The organism is Kribbella sancticallisti (genome assembly GCF_039530625.1).
In the GTDB taxonomy this organism is placed as follows: domain Bacteria; phylum Actinomycetota; class Actinomycetes; order Propionibacteriales; family Kribbellaceae; genus Kribbella; species Kribbella sancticallisti.
On the sequence record NZ_BAAAOS010000031.1, the window covers coordinates 24,705 to 38,930 of the forward strand.

Sequence of the window (14,226 nt, forward strand, 5' to 3'; positions counted from 1 at the left end):
CTGATCGGAGGTGACGAAGATGTTGGGGAGTGACGGTTGGGAGTGGTGAAGGTTAGGGTTCACAGGTGAACAGCCGCTGGCCGCTCCGTCTGACGGTGGCGTTCAGCGCTGGTATCGCCATCGTGGCACTCTTCGTCGCGCTGTTCCATACCAGGGTCGACGCCCCTACAGTGACGCTTGGTCTCTTGTTGTTGGTCGGGGTGCTGCTCCGATCGAAGGTCGGCCCGGTCCGTGCGTCCCTGGACTACGTGGTTCACATCTCTTTGTTCTTGCTGTCCGGTCCTGCCGCCGCGGTGGTGGTGTCGGTCCTGCTGCCGTTGACCCAGGATCGCCGCCTGCCGTTGATGCGAAGGGTCTTCAACGGAGCGCAGGCCGTGCTGTGCGCGGCTGCCGCAGGTGCCGTCTTCGTCTGGGCGGGCGATGTCCGTGGCGCCGCTGTCCTTGAGTCACCGTGGCGCGCTCTGGTGGCCGCGACCGCCGCGATCATCACCTGGCTGACTGTCAACGCCGCCCTCATGTGCCTCGTGCTGTGGCTCGACCACGGGACCACATCGCCGCTTGTCTTCCTGCGTAAGGTCGCGGCTCCCACCGCCCTGCCCATGATGGGATACGGCTTGCTCGGCGTTCTGCTGGCGGTGGTCTGGATCGGCGGCCTCGGTGTCGGCGCGATCTTCCTGGTCGTGGTTCCGCTACTCGTCGCCCGGTGGGCGCTCTCGTTGTACGAGGCCGAGAAGAACGCGCAGGCGGCGACCATGCGGGCTTTCATCCAGGTGATCGAGACGAAGGACCTCTACACCCGGGGTCACTCGGAGCGGGTCAGCGAAGGCGTCGGCATGCTGGGCAAGCACCTGAAGCTCAACGAGGACCGGCAACAGGCCCTGGAGCACGCGGGACTCCTGCATGACGTCGGCAAGGTGGGCGTCCCCACCCGGATCATCCAGAAGCCGGGCCGGCTCGACGATTCCGAGATGGACGCCATCCGGCTGCACCCAGCCCGCGGGGTCGAGTTGATCGGTAACATCCCCTTCCTCGAAGAGGTGAAGTCCGCGGTCCTGCACCACCACGAGAAGTTCGACGGCTCGGGCTACCCGGCCGGTCTCAGCGGCGAGAACATCCCGTACTTCGCCCGCATCATCGGCATCGTGGACGCGTTCGACTGCCTGACCTCGACCCGTTCCTACCGGCCGGCGCGGGGGATCGAGAACACGCTCGAGATCTTGCTGAAGGACCGGTACTCGCACTTCGATCCGCACCTGGTCGACGCGTTCGTCGACGTCATCCGCACCCACGGCTGGAAGGCCGCGGCCGACCAACCGGCCCCCGACGGCAGCATCCAGGCCAGCATCGACCACGACGACCTCAGCCTCGGCAGCAGCGGCGGCGCCTCCGGGTCGGCAGCGGGACCGGCGGATGCCTAGATGAACGGCCCCGACGCGACGGAGCCACGCTGGCTCAGCAGCGGATTCGTGATCGTGTTCGCGGGCGGAGTACTGGGACTGGCGGCGCTCAGCATGACTGTGCGGCGCGGGGTGACCGAATGGCCTTACGCGTTGACGTTCGGCTTCCTGGTCGCGATCGGCGAGATGGTCCAGTTCCGCGTCGACCGCAACCGGAACCGGGCGCCGATCGCGACCAGCGCGGCGCTCGGCTATGCCGTGCTGCGCCCGCCGGAGGTCGCCATCCCGCCGGACGTCGCGCAGATCATCGCCGTCGTCGGGCTGGCGACCCTGGCCGGCGTGCTGCCTCGGATGATCGCGGGCTTGCGCTGGGACGTCGTCGTGTCGTGCCGCCGCGTCCTGTCGGTCGCCTGTGCCGCCGCAGTCTTCGCCGCGGTGACACCGTCCGATCTGTACTGGAGCGGGTCATGGAGGCACGCCATTCCGCTCACCGGCGCGATGCTGCTGGCGGTTCTGAGCGCCGCCACGATCGACGCCCTGGTCGGTGCCGGTCAGGCGACGGAGAGGTTCAACCAGCCGTTCCCTGCAGCCCTGCGCGACGAGGTGGTGATGGCCGCGCGCATCGGCATGGCCATGGGCATCAGCGGAATCCTGCTCGCGATCGGCACGTCCCTGCTCGGCCTGTGGGGCCCGCCGCTGGTTCTGGTGCCGCTACTGCTGACGCAGTTCGCGTTTCGGCGGTTCGCGTCGGCGCAGCGCACCTATCGGACCACGATGCGATCGATGGCGCGAAGTACGGAGATCGCGGGGTTCAGCAGTCCTGGACAGAACGCGCGGACCGCGCAGTTGGCGGTGGCGATGGGCCACGATCTGGGTCTGCGGCCTGCTCGGATGGAGGCGTTGGAGTATGCGGCGCTGTTGTCGGGGGTGGGGCAGTTGGCGTTGGCCGATCCCAGTCCGGGTGGGACTTCGTTGTTGCGGAGTCGGGAGGAGCGGCAGCAGGCGGCTGAGATCGGGGCTTCGATCATCGAGCGGTCTGGGGTGCTGGATCACGTGGCCGAGATCGTGCGGCACTCGAACGATCCGTATCGGCTGGGGCGGGCGAACAACCCCAACATCCCGGTGGAGAGCGGGATCGTCAACGTGGCGTTGGCTTATGAGCAGTTGGTGGGGGAGGGGAGTGGCCAGTCGCCGGCGAAGGCGATGGAGAACATCGGGCTGGGGATCGGGGCGGAGTACGACCCGGTGGTGGTGGAGTCACTGCGCCGGGTGATCGGGCGCGGGTTTCAGTTCTAGGTCTTCCCAGGTGGGCGCGGGCTCGACGGGGATCCGGCCGGTGCCGCCCATGCCGGCGTACAGGAGGAGGCCGGCGCCGGCGGCGATCAGTACGTCGCCCGGGCTGACCGCCTGACCCAGGCCGGGCAGAGCCACCGGTACTACGTCGCCCAGCCACGGCAGCCAGGTGGACGCGTTCGAGAGTTCGTGGCGCGGGTCATCCACGAAGCGGTCGAGGCCGGCCCGGGCAAGGGCGGACGCGTAGACCGGCATCGCGCCGTTGAGGGCGACCACCAGCGCGTTCGCGCCGAAGCCGATCGCCAGCAGGGCCACCCCTGGGCGAAGCAGGTTCAACCGCAGGAACACCGCTATGCAGGCGGCCGAGCCGATCAGGCCGACGGGGTAGGCGATTCCGCCCGTCACCGAGCCGAGGAACTGCCCTGTGGCCGCCGCGGCGAGCCAGTGCAGCCCGGTGAGGGTGTTGTCGGCCAGGCGGCTGAAACGGCCGCCAGTCAGCAGCGCCGCGACGGCGGCGAGCAGCATGACGAGGAGGACCAGCAACATCCTGTGATTCTGCCGCGCCACCGGCCGGAATCGAGGCAATCGCTTCCCGTGCGTGTCGACATAGCTGCAATCCGTGACAGAGCCCCTCTTCCCTCGCATCGGCAAGTGAGCAAGGGAAGAGGGGCTCAGCCCGTACTACGACTTGACCGGAGCCGCGCCGCCTTCGTCCAGCAGTTCGGGCAGGTCCTTGACGCCCGGGTCGCCGGCGTCGGCCAGGTAGTCCGACGGGTGCGTCGAGTCCACGCCTTCACCGACCTTCGCGGCCCGCAGGATCAGCGTCAGCGCGATCGTGACGATCAGGTTGATGCCGAACGCGGTGAGGCCGATGTAGACCTGCGTCTCGGTGAACGGGATGTTCGCCAGCGAGCCGCCGAAGTGCTTCTTGGTCGCCGGGTTGATCACGTTGTACGCCGTGATCGTGCCCCAGATCATGCCGACCGCCCAGCCGGCCAGCAGCGCCCAGCGGTGGAACCACCGGGTGAACAGGCCGACCACGATCGCCGGGAACGTCTGCAGGATCCAGATGCCGCCCAGCAGTTGCAGGTTGAGCGAGATCGTCTTGTCCATCCCGAGCACGAACACCAGCGCGCCGAACTTCACCAGCAGCGACGCCAGCTTGGACACCTTGGCCTCCTGGGCCGGGGTGGCGTCCTTCTTCAGGAAGTCGCGGTAGATGTTGCGGGTGAACAGGTTGGCCGCCGCGATCGACATGATGGCCGCTGGCACCAGGGCGCCGACCGCGATCGCCGCGAACGCGATTCCGGCGAACCAGGACGGGAATTCCTGATCGAACAACCGCGGAATCGCCAGCTGCGGATTCGCCAGCCCGTCCAGGCCGGTCACGTTGACATTGGCCTTGATCGCCATGAAACCGAGCAGCGCGAGCAGACCGAGCAACAGGGAATAGGCCGGCAGGATCGCCGCATTTCGCCGGACGACATTCCGGTTCTTCGTGGAGAGCACCGCCGTCACGGAATGTGGATACATGAACAGCGCGAGCGCCGAGCCGAGTGCCAGAGTCCAATACGCGGAGTAACCCGATTCGCCCGGGATGAATGCGCCGGTCGGTCGCCCGGTGGTCGGGTTCGGGGTTTCCATCTTCGTTTTCGCGGCGTCGAAGATCGAGTCCCAGCCGCCGAGCTGGCCGGGCAGGTAGAGGATCGCGGCGCCGATCACCAGGTAGATCAGGCCGTCCTTGACGAACGCGATCATCGCCGGCGCCCGCAACCCGGACGAGTACGTGTACGCCGCCAGTACGGCGAACGCGATCAGCAGCGGCAGGTCCTTGGCGAGCAGGTTGTCGCCGCCCAGGCCCATCGTCTCGAACACGGCCTGCATGCCGACCAGTTGGAGCGCGATGTACGGCATCGTCGCCAGGATGCCGGTGACGGCCACCGCCAGCGACAGGCCGCGGCTGCCGTAGCGGCCGCCGACGAAGTCCGCCGGGGTCACGTAGCCGTTGCGGTGCGAGACCGACCAGAGCCGGGCCATGAAGACGAAGATGATCGGGTAGACCACGATCGTGTACGGCACCGCGAAGAAGCCGCTGACCGCGCCGGTGGCGTACATCGCGGCCGGTACGGCGATGAACGTGTACGCCGTGTAGAGGTCGCCGCCCAGCAGGAACCAGGTGATGAAGGTGCCGAAGCCCCGGCCGCCCAGACCCCATTCGTCCAGGCTGTCCAGCTCACCGGTACGCCGCCAGCGCGCGGCCATGAAGCCCATCACCGTGACGGCACCGAAGATGGCGACGACGATGATCAGCTGTACCCAGTCGACGTCGTTGTTCATCGCTGGTCCCCCTTGACGCTGGAGCCGCCGTCGAGGCCTTGCGAGGCTCGCCGTTTCCGTTCTTCCCGCATCACCAACTGGTAGGAGATGCTCACGGTGATCGCGGAGATGAAGACCCAGAGCAGCTGGTACCAGTAGAAGAAGGGGAATCCCCACAATCGGGGTTCGTCCTTGGCATAAGTGGAGACTAGAAGCGGTACGACGACCGAGAGCACCAGCAGTACGCCGGCGATCCAGTACGCGGGTCTGACCGCGGACAGCTTGGACACAACAGCAACCTCCTCGGGACACAGGCGCGCGGTGAACGCTACCGCTCGGCAACGCACAGCGACTAGACCTTCAGGGTGGGCGATGGACACGGACATGGCATGGAACGTACGGCGGGTCGTCCTCTCGGTGCTGTTCCTCCTGATCGTTGCCCTTCCCCTCTATCCAGAGCTGTACGGACTGGACGAGGTGACCCCGTTCACCCAGTTGGTGGCGTTCCGGCCACAACTGCTGGTGCTTGCCGGAGTGCTGGGCGTGGTGATGCTACTGCGTTGGAACTGGCGGATCGCGGCCTGCCTGGTGATCCTCCTCGCGCTCACCGGAGGAGCACTGACCGTCCCGCGTGATCTGTCCGACCCCGAGCCACCCCCGGCTGGTACCCGGGAGTTGACTGTCCTGGTGGCCAACGTGATCGGTGGTGGCGCCGACGCCGGTGAGGTGGCGAAGCTGATCCGGGAGACGCGGCCGGACCTGGTCTCGTTGCCCGAGGCCCAGGTCGACGTCCGGCAGGACATCCAGGCCCACCTCCAGGGCGTCAGCTACTACGGCTACACCCAGCAGGCCAACGCGGCCGTGGAGAGCGCCACCAGCGTGCTCGTCTCGGCGACCCTCGGCAACGTCAAGTTCGACGCCGAGAAGCTGGACACCGGCAAGGTCAGCTCAGAACAACCCGGTACTGCGAAGCCGGGCGCGGGTGAACCCGGGGCCGAGACGATCGGGCCCGTCCAGCAGACCACCACCCAGTTCGGGCACATCGTCGTCACCGGCGGGAACCTCGGCAAGCTCCGGCTGATCGCGTACCACGGCTACCCGCCGCTGCCGTCCGCAGTGACCACCTGGAAGCAGGATCTGCTCGTGCTGAAGGACTGGTGCGCCGGGGACGAGCCGACGATCGTGGCCGGCGACTTCAACGCGACCACCGACCACGCCGACTTCCGCTCGGCGCTCGGCTCGCACTGCAAGAGCGTCGCGCCGTCAGTCGGAGCAGGCCTGCAGGGGACCTGGCCGGCGGACCGGCCGGCCGTGTTCCGCACCCAGATCGACCATGTGGTCGTCACCGAGAAGATCCACCCGGGCAAGTTCCGGACCTACGAGATCGAGGGCAGCGACCACCGCGCGGTACTGGCCACGGTCGCCGTACCGAAGTAGCGACCCAGGCCGGCCTCAGCGTCGGGCTCAGGACTGGGAGGCGGCGGGCCGGTAGATGTACGGCTGGGACGAGCGGACCGCCTCGGTGAGCATCAGCAGCATGTCGGCGCGGGCCTCGATCGGCCGGCCGAACAGTTCGTCGTCACCGGGGATCGGGAAGCCCTTCACGCCGATCGCCAACTGGCTCAGCAGCACGTGCAGCACACCGCGCGCGTTGAACACCGACGGCGTCGGCCACTCGGGCAGCGTCTCGTGCATCAGCGGCTGCTGGGCGGCCGTCGCGGCGATCGGCTTCAGCCAGCGCTCGAGTTCGTCGCTGGTCAGCATGTTGCGGTGCAGGATCGTCATCACCGCGTGCGCGACCCGGTCGTGCTCCTCGTGCACCCACCGGTATTGCGTGTCCTTCACGATCCGGTCGGCGAGCACGTCCAGCAGCGCCCGCAGTACGCCGGCGTCGCAGTGCCGGGATCTGGCCAGCGCGCCGATCGCGTCCGCGCCGTGGGCGACCGCGTGAGCCCAGCCGCAGTCCGCGACGTACCCGCGCAGGTCGCGCTCGCGCAGCAGCCAGGTGGCCAGCCGGTCGCCCCAGCGCATCACCACCTCGTCGTGGACCAGGAACTCGGCGTTGTCGCGGTGGATCACCTCCGCCAGGGTGAGCGCGGTGAAGGACCGCCGGAACACCGTGTCGGTGCCGTCCTCCCCGAGCCCGTAGGCGAGTCCGGCGCAGAGACCGTCACCGAATCCGGGCAGCAGGTCGTCGTAGATCCCGCGCTCGAGCCAGGTGGCGAGCGTCGGGTAGGCCAGCGCGTCGCGGATCTGCGGGTTGGTGCTGGCCAGCCCCCGGACCAGCTCCTCGGTGAGGTCGGTCAGCGCACGGTCGCCCGGTACCGCGTAGTCCGCGGCCATCACGTCCTGCCAGTACGTCGACTCCACCGATGCATCCTTTCACTTGGACCTGCTCAATCAACACCCATCCGCGCCATCTGTCGAGCCTGCCGTGCGGGTCCGGCGATCGCCACAGACCGAGTGCCTCGTGTCGGACGTGGCTTCGCGCTGCTGGCGCCCAGCATCGCTGAAGCCACGTCCGGCACGAGGCACTAGGCTCAAGCCTGTGCCGTCCTTGACCGATGTGGCGCGGAACCACACGACGCTGGACCAGGCGGACCTGGACCGGCTGCAGCTGCTGGTGTCCGACTGGCAGATGCTCGCCGACCTGTCCTTCGCGGATCTGGTCCTCTGGCTGCCCGACACCGAGGGGCTCGGCTTCTGGGCCGGCGCGCAGATGCGGCCGACCACCGGCCCGACGGCGTACCTGGACGACATCGTCGGCAGCTTCATCCCGCGCGACCGCCGGCCACTGCTGGACCAGGCCTACGACGGCGGCCGGATCTGCCGCGAGGGCGACCCGGAGTGGCGCGACGACGTCCCGGTCCGGGTCGAGACGATCCCGGTACGCCGGGGCTCCCGGGTGATCGCGGTGATCGCCAGGAACACCAACCTGCTGGGCGTCCGTACTCCCTCGCGACTCGAGATCGCCTACCTGCAGAGCGCCACCGACCTGGCCCGGATGATCACCGACGGCATCTTCCCGTACGGCGGGGAGCGGCTGCTGTCGACGACTCCGCGGGTCGGTGACGGCTGCATCCGGGTCGATCGGCACGGCATGGTGACGTTCGCCAGCCCGAACGCGTTGTCCGCCTACCGCCGGATGGGCCTCGTCACGGACCTGGTCGGCAGCCGGCTCAAGGACATCACCGGAGACCTCCTGCAGACCGGCCACAAGGTCGACGACGTGCTCGCCTCCGTGCTCACCGGCCGCGCGGCCAAGGAGCTCGAGATCGAGAACGCCGATGCCACCTTGTTCCTGCGGGCGATCCCGTTGCGGGCCGACGGCGAGCATGTCGGCGCGCTGATCCTGCTCCGGGACGTGACGGAGCTGCGCAGCCGGGAGCGGGAGCTGGTCACCAAGGAGGCGACCATCCGGGAGATTCATCATCGCGTCAAGAACAACTTGCAGACCGTCGCCGCGTTACTGCGGATGCAGGCGCGACGCATCACGGTGCCGGAAGGCCAGGCCGCGCTGGCCGAGGCGGTCCGCCGGGTCGGGTCGATCGCCATCGTGCACGAGACGCTGTCGGAGTCCTTCGACGAGCACGTGGACTTCGACGACGTCGCCGACCGGATCGCGGCGATGGTGGCGGACGTGCTGACCGTGTCCACCCAGGTGGAGATCCGGCGGACCGGCAGCTTCGGCGTCCTGGACTCCGAGGTGGCGACCCCGCTGGCGATGGTGCTGACCGAGCTGATGCAGAACTCCGTGGAGCATGCCTTCAGCACCCGGGCCGGTGAGGACGCGACCGGCTCGATCGAGCTGGCCGCGACCAGGTCGGTCGGGCGGATGCGGGTGGTGGTCACCGATGACGGCAAGGGACTTCCGGCGAGCTTCGATTCCGAGACGTCCGGCAACCTCGGGCTGTCGATCGTGCGCACGCTGGTGATCGGGGAACTCGACGGAGTGCTGGAGTTCCACCCGCGGCACGACGGCCCGGGAACGACCGTGGTCCTCGACTTTCCGGTCAAGGACTAGTGTCCTGAGTCGGAGGTTCGTGCACATCTCCGGCGCCCAGGCACGCACCTCGCCGCGTTGGAGAAACGGCCACGATGGAAAAGCATCGAGGCCGCTTCTCCGCCTTGCGATGCACGCACCTGGACACCGGAGCTGAAGCACGAACCTCCGACTCAGGACACTAGGTCTCTGAACAGCCGTGGGTCCTTGTCCACAGTTCTTCGGAGACAACGGGTGACGCCCGGGAATTCGAAAGGCCCCGCGGATCCCGCGGGGCCTGCGTCGGGAAGCGTGTCAGGCGGTGCGGATGCGAGCGCGGGCGTTGCGGCGCTTCAGAGCGCGTCGCTCGTCCTCGCTCAGGCCACCCCAGACACCGTGGTCCTGGCCGGCTTCCAGCGCCCAGGCGAGGCACTGCTCACGCACGTCGCAGCGACGGCACACCTGCTTGGCCTCCTCGATCTGCATGATCGCGGGCCCGGTGTTGCCGATGGGGAAGAACAGTTCCGGGTCCTCATCGAGGCAAACGGCCCGGTGGCGCCAATCCATGGCGGATCCCATCTCTCTCAGTAGTTTTTACGCTGACGGCATGGTCTGTGCCCGATCAGCGCGCCTGTACTCGCACGGGGGTGGTGCGAAGCGTTGTGAACGTTTTCACGAACGACTCCATGTTCCCAATCCCGGGTTAACGAAACAAGGGTTCTGGACTTGTCGATCCGATCACAACACTTCCTTAACACTACGAAGCGGTGCACAGCGGATCACCGCGTCCGTTAACCGGACGGAGCAACCATGGTGCGATCGCCCGTTCACTGCAAGTAACCGATCCAACAGCCCTGGGGTTACGCAAAACCTCGAATCCCTGTGGGGCTGAAGTTCTGAGGCCCTCGTCAGTGCGGGGAAGAGGTCCTCGTCCCACCTGACATCCAGTGCCGCGCACTAGGCTTGCGGTTGTGCCGACAGAATCGACGCCGTCCACCGCTCCGCGCCCGCTCAAGCTAGCCGCGGCTGTGGTCGCTGCGGAAGGGCTCGTGGTCGCCGTTCTCGGAATTGTCGAAGCTATAACGATCCACGGTGACCGCCTGGTTCTCGGTCTGACCACCACCGGCTTCCTGCTCCTGTACGGCGCCGGCCTGCTGCTGGTGGCCCGTGGGCTCTACCGGCTGTCCACCTGGAGCCGCGGCCCGGCCGTGTTCGCCCAGCTGATCCAGCTGGGGGTGGCGTGGAGCTTCTGGGGTGGTTCCACCAGTGCCGTCTCGGTGGTGCTGGCGATCGCGGCGGTCGCAGTACTGGTGGCGCTGTTCCAGAAGGTGTCGATGGAGGCCTTGGCCGACGATCCGACCAAGGACCACCCCGTTCTCTAGCGTCCTGAGTCGGAAGGATGCCGGCTATTCCTTGAGCAGGCCGGCGCGCAGTTCGGTCAGCGTGCGGGCGAGCAGCCGGGAGACGTGCATCTGCGAGATGCCGATCTCCTCGGCGATCTGGGACTGCGTCATGCCACGGAAGAACCGCAGCGTCAGGATGCGCTTCTCGCGATGGTCCAGCTGGGCCAGCAGCGGCTTGAGGGACTCGCGGTACTCCACGCTCTCCAGCGCCTCGTCCTCGCCGCCCAGGCCGTCCAGCACCGTGGTGGCGTCCGCCTCGTTCTGGTCCGGTGCGTCCAGCGAGAGGGTGTTATAGGCGTTGGCGGACTCCAGGCCCTCGATGACCAGGTCCGGGGACAGACCGAGCCGGTCGGACAGCTCCGCCACGGTCGGCGCCCGGCCGAGCTGCTGGGTCAGCTCGGCCGTCGCCGCGGTCAGCGACAGCCGCAGTTCCTGGAGCCGGCGGGGGACCCGGATCGCCCAGCCCTTGTCCCGGAAGTACCGCTTGATCTCGCCGAGGATCGTCGGCGTCGCGTAGGTCGAGAACTCCACCCCGCGGTCGGAGTCGAACCGGTCGATCGCCTTGATCAGGCCGATCGTGGCGACCTGGACGAGGTCGTCGTACGGCTCGCCGCGGTTGCGGAAGCGGCGGGCCAGGTGCTCCACCAGCGGCATGTGCAGCGAGACCAGGCCGTCCCGGGCCAGCGTGTGCGCGGGATCGCCCGGGGTCGAGGCCGCCATCGCCCGGAACAGGGTGGCGGTGCGGGTGCGTAGGTCGGGTTCCTGGGAATCGCCCAGGGGTCGATCCTGTGTCACGCCTTCTCCGAAGCGGTGGCGGTCGCCGTCACCGTGATCGTCAGCCGCCCGTCGACCGACACGGCCGCGGCGGACTCCACCAGCGCGGTCAGCACGGTCCAGCCGAACGAGCCGGTGTCGGGCTTCCAGCCGTTCGGGACGATCGCCGACGTGCTCACCTTCAGCTGCGGCGGGTCGATCTCGAAGACCAGGTCCAGCACCCCGTCGGTGGCCTGCGGGAGCAGCAGCGCGCACGCCTCGTCCACTGCGATCCGCAGGTCGTCGATGGCGTCCACGGTGAAGTCGTTGCGGGCGGCGAGATTGCCGACCACCGATCGCGGGACGGCGATGTAGGCGCTGTCCGCGGGAATGCTGAGGCGTACCTCGGCGGGTCGTCCGGTGCTGCTCACAGTGCTTGCCTCCCAGGCGGGCTGAACTCTTGGGCGCTCGGCCCACCGCGTACATCTTCCCCGTTCGGGATCATTCTGACCACTTGCGCGAACCTGCAAGCCATGCTCAGATATCGAGCACAATCGCGCACTTGGTGTTCTCCCGCTCGACGACCCCAGGAGTTCCCCGTGAATCCGACCAGTTCACGCCGTACCGTGCTGGGAGCCGGCCTCGCCGGCGTCCTCGGCGCCGCCACCGCCGGTACGGCGTCCGCCACCTCCGCCACGACTACTACGACCAGCGCGGCCGCGGCAGACCAGACAGCCGCGACCCCCGCCCGCCGCAGCGGGCAGCGCTCGATGATCGACGTCCCGTTCACCCAGCACCAGACCGTCCGGATCGGCCTGATCGGCCTGGGCAACCGCGGCGCCGGGATGCTCAGCGGCTGGGCCGCCGTCCCCGGAGCCGTCGTGACCGCCGTCTGCGACATCCGGGCCGACCGGGCCAAGGCAGCCGCCGACCGCCTGGTCCAGCTCGGCAAACCCCGCCCGACTGAGTACGGCGGCTCCGCGGCCGCCTACAAGGAACTGGTCCGCAGCAGCGACGTGGACCTCGTCTACATCGCCACGCCGTGGGAGTTCCACTACGAGCAGGGCAAGGCGGCTCTGCTCGGTGGGAAGCACGTCGGCGTGGAACTGCCGATCGCCACCGAGCTCAACGAGCTCTGGGACCTGGTGGACACCTCCGAACGGACCCGCAAGCACCTGTGGCTGATGGAGAACTGCAGCTACGGCCGCAACGAGTTGGCGATGCTGAAGATGGCCCACGAAGGGCTGTTCGGCGAGATCACCAACGGCCACGGCGGCTACCTGCACGACCTGCGGGAGCTGCTGTTCAGCGACACCTACTACACCGACGCCTGGCGACGGAAGTGGCACACCCGCAGCACCGCGAGCTTCTACGCGATGCACGGCCTCGCTCCGATCGCCGCGGCGATGGACATCAACCGCGGCGACCGCTTCACCACCCTGCGGGCGACCGCCACCGCACCGCGCGGGCTGGCCGACTACCGCGAGCGGCACATCCCGAAGACGCACCCGTCGTGGAACGAGACGTACGTCAACGGCGACCTGGTCACCTGCCTGATCGAGACCGCCAAGGGCCGCATCGTCCGGGCCGAGCACGACGTCAGCTCACCCCGGCCGTACAGCCGGATCAACAGCCTGGCCGGCAGCCGCGGCATCTTCGAGGACTACGTCCCGGTCGGCAGCACCGGCGGGCGGGTCTACCTCGAGCCCGACCACGGCGGCCACTCCTGGCGCGACTTCGCGCCGTACCGCGCGGAGTACGACCACTGGCTGTGGAAGAAGATCGGCGACGACGCCGCGAACAACGGCGGCCACGGCGGGATGGACTACGTCCTGCAGTGGCGGATCGTGCAGCAGATGCGGGCCGGCCTGGTGCCCGACATCGACGTGTACGACTCGGCCGCCTGGTGTGCTCCGGTGCCGCTGAGCGTGCAGTCGCTGAGCAACGACGGCCGTCCGGTCGCCGTCCCCGACTTCACCCGCGGCGGCTGGGCCGAGCTTCGGCTCGGTCTCGACTCCCGCGAGACCGACATGCCCCCGACGAGCTGAGAGGCCACCGCAGATGAAGAAACTCGCACTCCTGGTGGCGCTGGCAGCCGCCCTGCTCGTTCCACAGCTCCCGGCCACGGCCGCCGCGAACGCCACCGCCGAAGGTGTCGAGGTGACCATCTCCGAGGTCGATCTGGCCGGTCCGGTGATCGCGGCGGTCGACGTCACGGTCACCAACAAGTCCACGGCCAAGCTGTCGAAGCTCGCGGTGAGCTTCGCCGGCCCGGTCGGCTGGACCGTCTCCCCGGAGATCCGGACGGTCAAGGAGGCCGTGAAACCAGGCGGTTCCGTCACCGTCGCCTTCCAGATCCGGGTGCCCGAGCAGCGTCCCGGCTTCACCATCCGCACCTTCACGGCGACCGCCACCTACTCGGGCGGCCAGACCGTCGGCACCCGCACCCAGCATTCCGGTACGCCGCTGCCGAACCTGGCCGCCGCCTTCAATAATGTTGCCGTGAGCAATGAGTCCCATCCCACCAGGGGCGACTTCGATGGCGACGGCAACAGCTTCTCCGCCCAGCGCCTGGCCGAGAAGGGCGTCACCGCGGGCAGCACGGTGACCGCCCTCGGCGCCACCTTCACCTGGCCCGGACCGGTCGGCACCAAGGACAACGCGATCGCCGCCGGCCAGACCTTCGCGTACTCCGGCCAGGGCTCGAAGCTGGTCCTGCTCGGCTCGGGCGCGGGCCTGTCCGCCGCCGGCCTGGTGAAGGTCTGGTACTCCGACGGAACCTCCACCACCGGGTCGATCGGGTTCCCGAACTGGTCGTTCCAGGACGCCGGGGCGCACGGTGCGACCCTGGTCATCTCGACCACCGGGCGGAACACCCCGACGGGCTATGCGAACGCGGAGTACCAGTACCGGGTGTTCGCGCACTCGATCCCGCTGGACCCGGCGAAGACCGTCGAACTGATCACGCTCCCGGCCAACGGCGGGATGCACGTGTTCGGGGTTGCGGTCGCCTGACCAACCCCGCCCCGAACGAACGCGAGGCCGGTTCCCCGGAAGGGAACCGGCCTCGCGCCGTCGATCC

General features: G+C 68.3%; 14 protein-coding genes. 7 read left to right on the forward strand and 7 right to left on the reverse strand.

The window, feature by feature from the left end:
- The first annotated feature begins 65 nt into the window (after nucleotides 1-65).
- Together ABD255_RS21875 and ABD255_RS21880 are read left to right on the forward strand one after the other, a co-directional pair.
- Nucleotides 66-1,418, forward strand: a complete 1,353-nt coding sequence (locus ABD255_RS21875; protein ID WP_344216795.1) for an HD-GYP domain-containing protein — start codon at nucleotides 66-68, stop codon at nucleotides 1,416-1,418.
- Nucleotides 1,419-2,693, forward strand: coding sequence for an HD-GYP domain-containing protein (locus ABD255_RS21880; protein WP_344216797.1), 1,275 nt, complete (start codon nucleotides 1,419-1,421; stop codon nucleotides 2,691-2,693).
- Here ABD255_RS21880 and ABD255_RS21885 read toward each other — a convergent pair.
- The 3 genes from ABD255_RS21885 to ABD255_RS21895 all read right to left on the reverse strand — a co-directional run bounded on the left by ABD255_RS21885 (nucleotide 2,655) and on the right by ABD255_RS21895 (nucleotide 5,296).
- A complete protein-coding gene (locus tag ABD255_RS21885; protein ID WP_344216799.1) occupies nucleotides 2,655-3,236 on the reverse strand; it encodes a DUF5317 domain-containing protein in 582 nt (193 codons plus the stop codon). The genes ABD255_RS21880 and ABD255_RS21885 overlap by 39 nt on opposite strands.
- A gap of 135 nt (nucleotides 3,237-3,371) precedes the next feature.
- Entirely contained in the window at nucleotides 3,372-5,027 is a 1,656-nt protein-coding gene (gene mctP, locus ABD255_RS21890; RefSeq protein WP_344216801.1) for a monocarboxylate uptake permease MctP, read from the reverse strand.
- Nucleotides 5,024-5,296 carry a DUF3311 domain-containing protein gene (locus ABD255_RS21895; protein WP_344216803.1) on the reverse strand — a complete coding sequence of 91 codons (273 nt, stop codon included), beginning with the start codon at nucleotides 5,294-5,296 and terminating at the stop codon, nucleotides 5,024-5,026. Before ABD255_RS21895 ends, mctP begins: the two co-directional genes overlap by 4 nt.
- A 94-nt stretch (nucleotides 5,297-5,390) precedes the next feature.
- Between ABD255_RS21895 and ABD255_RS21900 the strand changes: the two genes are divergently transcribed.
- Nucleotides 5,391-6,443, forward strand: coding sequence for an endonuclease/exonuclease/phosphatase family protein (locus ABD255_RS21900; RefSeq protein WP_344216805.1), 1,053 nt, complete (start codon nucleotides 5,391-5,393; stop codon nucleotides 6,441-6,443).
- A 27-nt stretch (nucleotides 6,444-6,470) separates the two neighbouring features.
- Here the strand turns inward: ABD255_RS21900 and ABD255_RS21905 are convergent, their stop codons facing one another.
- Nucleotides 6,471-7,376, reverse strand: coding sequence for a DUF2785 domain-containing protein (locus ABD255_RS21905; RefSeq protein WP_344216807.1), 906 nt, complete (start codon nucleotides 7,374-7,376; stop codon nucleotides 6,471-6,473).
- A gap of 178 nt (nucleotides 7,377-7,554) precedes the next feature.
- Here ABD255_RS21905 and ABD255_RS21910 point away from each other — a divergent pair, with 178 nt between their 5' ends.
- The gene (locus ABD255_RS21910; protein WP_344216809.1) at nucleotides 7,555-9,030 is read left to right on the forward strand and encodes a sensor histidine kinase; all 1,476 of its coding nucleotides are present in this window, start codon (nucleotides 7,555-7,557) and stop codon (nucleotides 9,028-9,030) included.
- A 273-nt stretch (nucleotides 9,031-9,303) separates the two neighbouring features.
- On the opposite strand, the gene ABD255_RS21915 is transcribed toward ABD255_RS21910, so the two are convergent.
- Nucleotides 9,304-9,555 (reverse strand): WhiB family transcriptional regulator, encoded by a 252-nt coding sequence (locus ABD255_RS21915; RefSeq protein ID WP_012922773.1) that lies wholly within the window; start codon nucleotides 9,553-9,555, stop codon nucleotides 9,304-9,306.
- 404 nt (nucleotides 9,556-9,959) lie between these two features.
- On the opposite strand from ABD255_RS21915, the gene ABD255_RS21920 reads away from it, so the two are divergent.
- On the forward strand, nucleotides 9,960-10,370 hold the full coding sequence (locus ABD255_RS21920) for a hypothetical protein (RefSeq protein ID WP_344216811.1): 411 nt from the start codon (nucleotides 9,960-9,962) through the stop codon (nucleotides 10,368-10,370).
- A gap of 24 nt (nucleotides 10,371-10,394) precedes the next feature.
- Here the strand turns inward: ABD255_RS21920 and ABD255_RS21925 are convergent, their stop codons facing one another.
- Together ABD255_RS21925 and ABD255_RS21930 are read right to left on the reverse strand one after the other, a co-directional pair.
- Nucleotides 10,395-11,186 (reverse strand): RNA polymerase sigma factor SigF, encoded by a 792-nt coding sequence (locus tag ABD255_RS21925; RefSeq protein ID WP_344216813.1) that lies wholly within the window; start codon nucleotides 11,184-11,186, stop codon nucleotides 10,395-10,397.
- On the reverse strand, nucleotides 11,183-11,575 hold the full coding sequence (locus ABD255_RS21930) for an ATP-binding protein (RefSeq protein WP_344216815.1): 393 nt from the start codon (nucleotides 11,573-11,575) through the stop codon (nucleotides 11,183-11,185). Before ABD255_RS21930 ends, ABD255_RS21925 begins: the two co-directional genes overlap by 4 nt.
- Nucleotides 11,576-11,743: 168 nt before the next feature.
- On the opposite strand from ABD255_RS21930, the gene ABD255_RS21935 reads away from it, so the two are divergent.
- Nucleotides 11,744-13,192 (forward strand): Gfo/Idh/MocA family protein, encoded by a 1,449-nt coding sequence (locus tag ABD255_RS21935; protein ID WP_344216817.1) that lies wholly within the window; start codon nucleotides 11,744-11,746, stop codon nucleotides 13,190-13,192.
- A 13-nt stretch (nucleotides 13,193-13,205) separates the two neighbouring features.
- Nucleotides 13,206-14,159: an NEW3 domain-containing protein gene (locus tag ABD255_RS21940; RefSeq protein ID WP_344216819.1), complete on the forward strand. Its 954-nt coding sequence runs from the start codon at nucleotides 13,206-13,208 to the stop codon at nucleotides 14,157-14,159.
- Nucleotides 14,160-14,226: the final 67 nt, after the last annotated feature.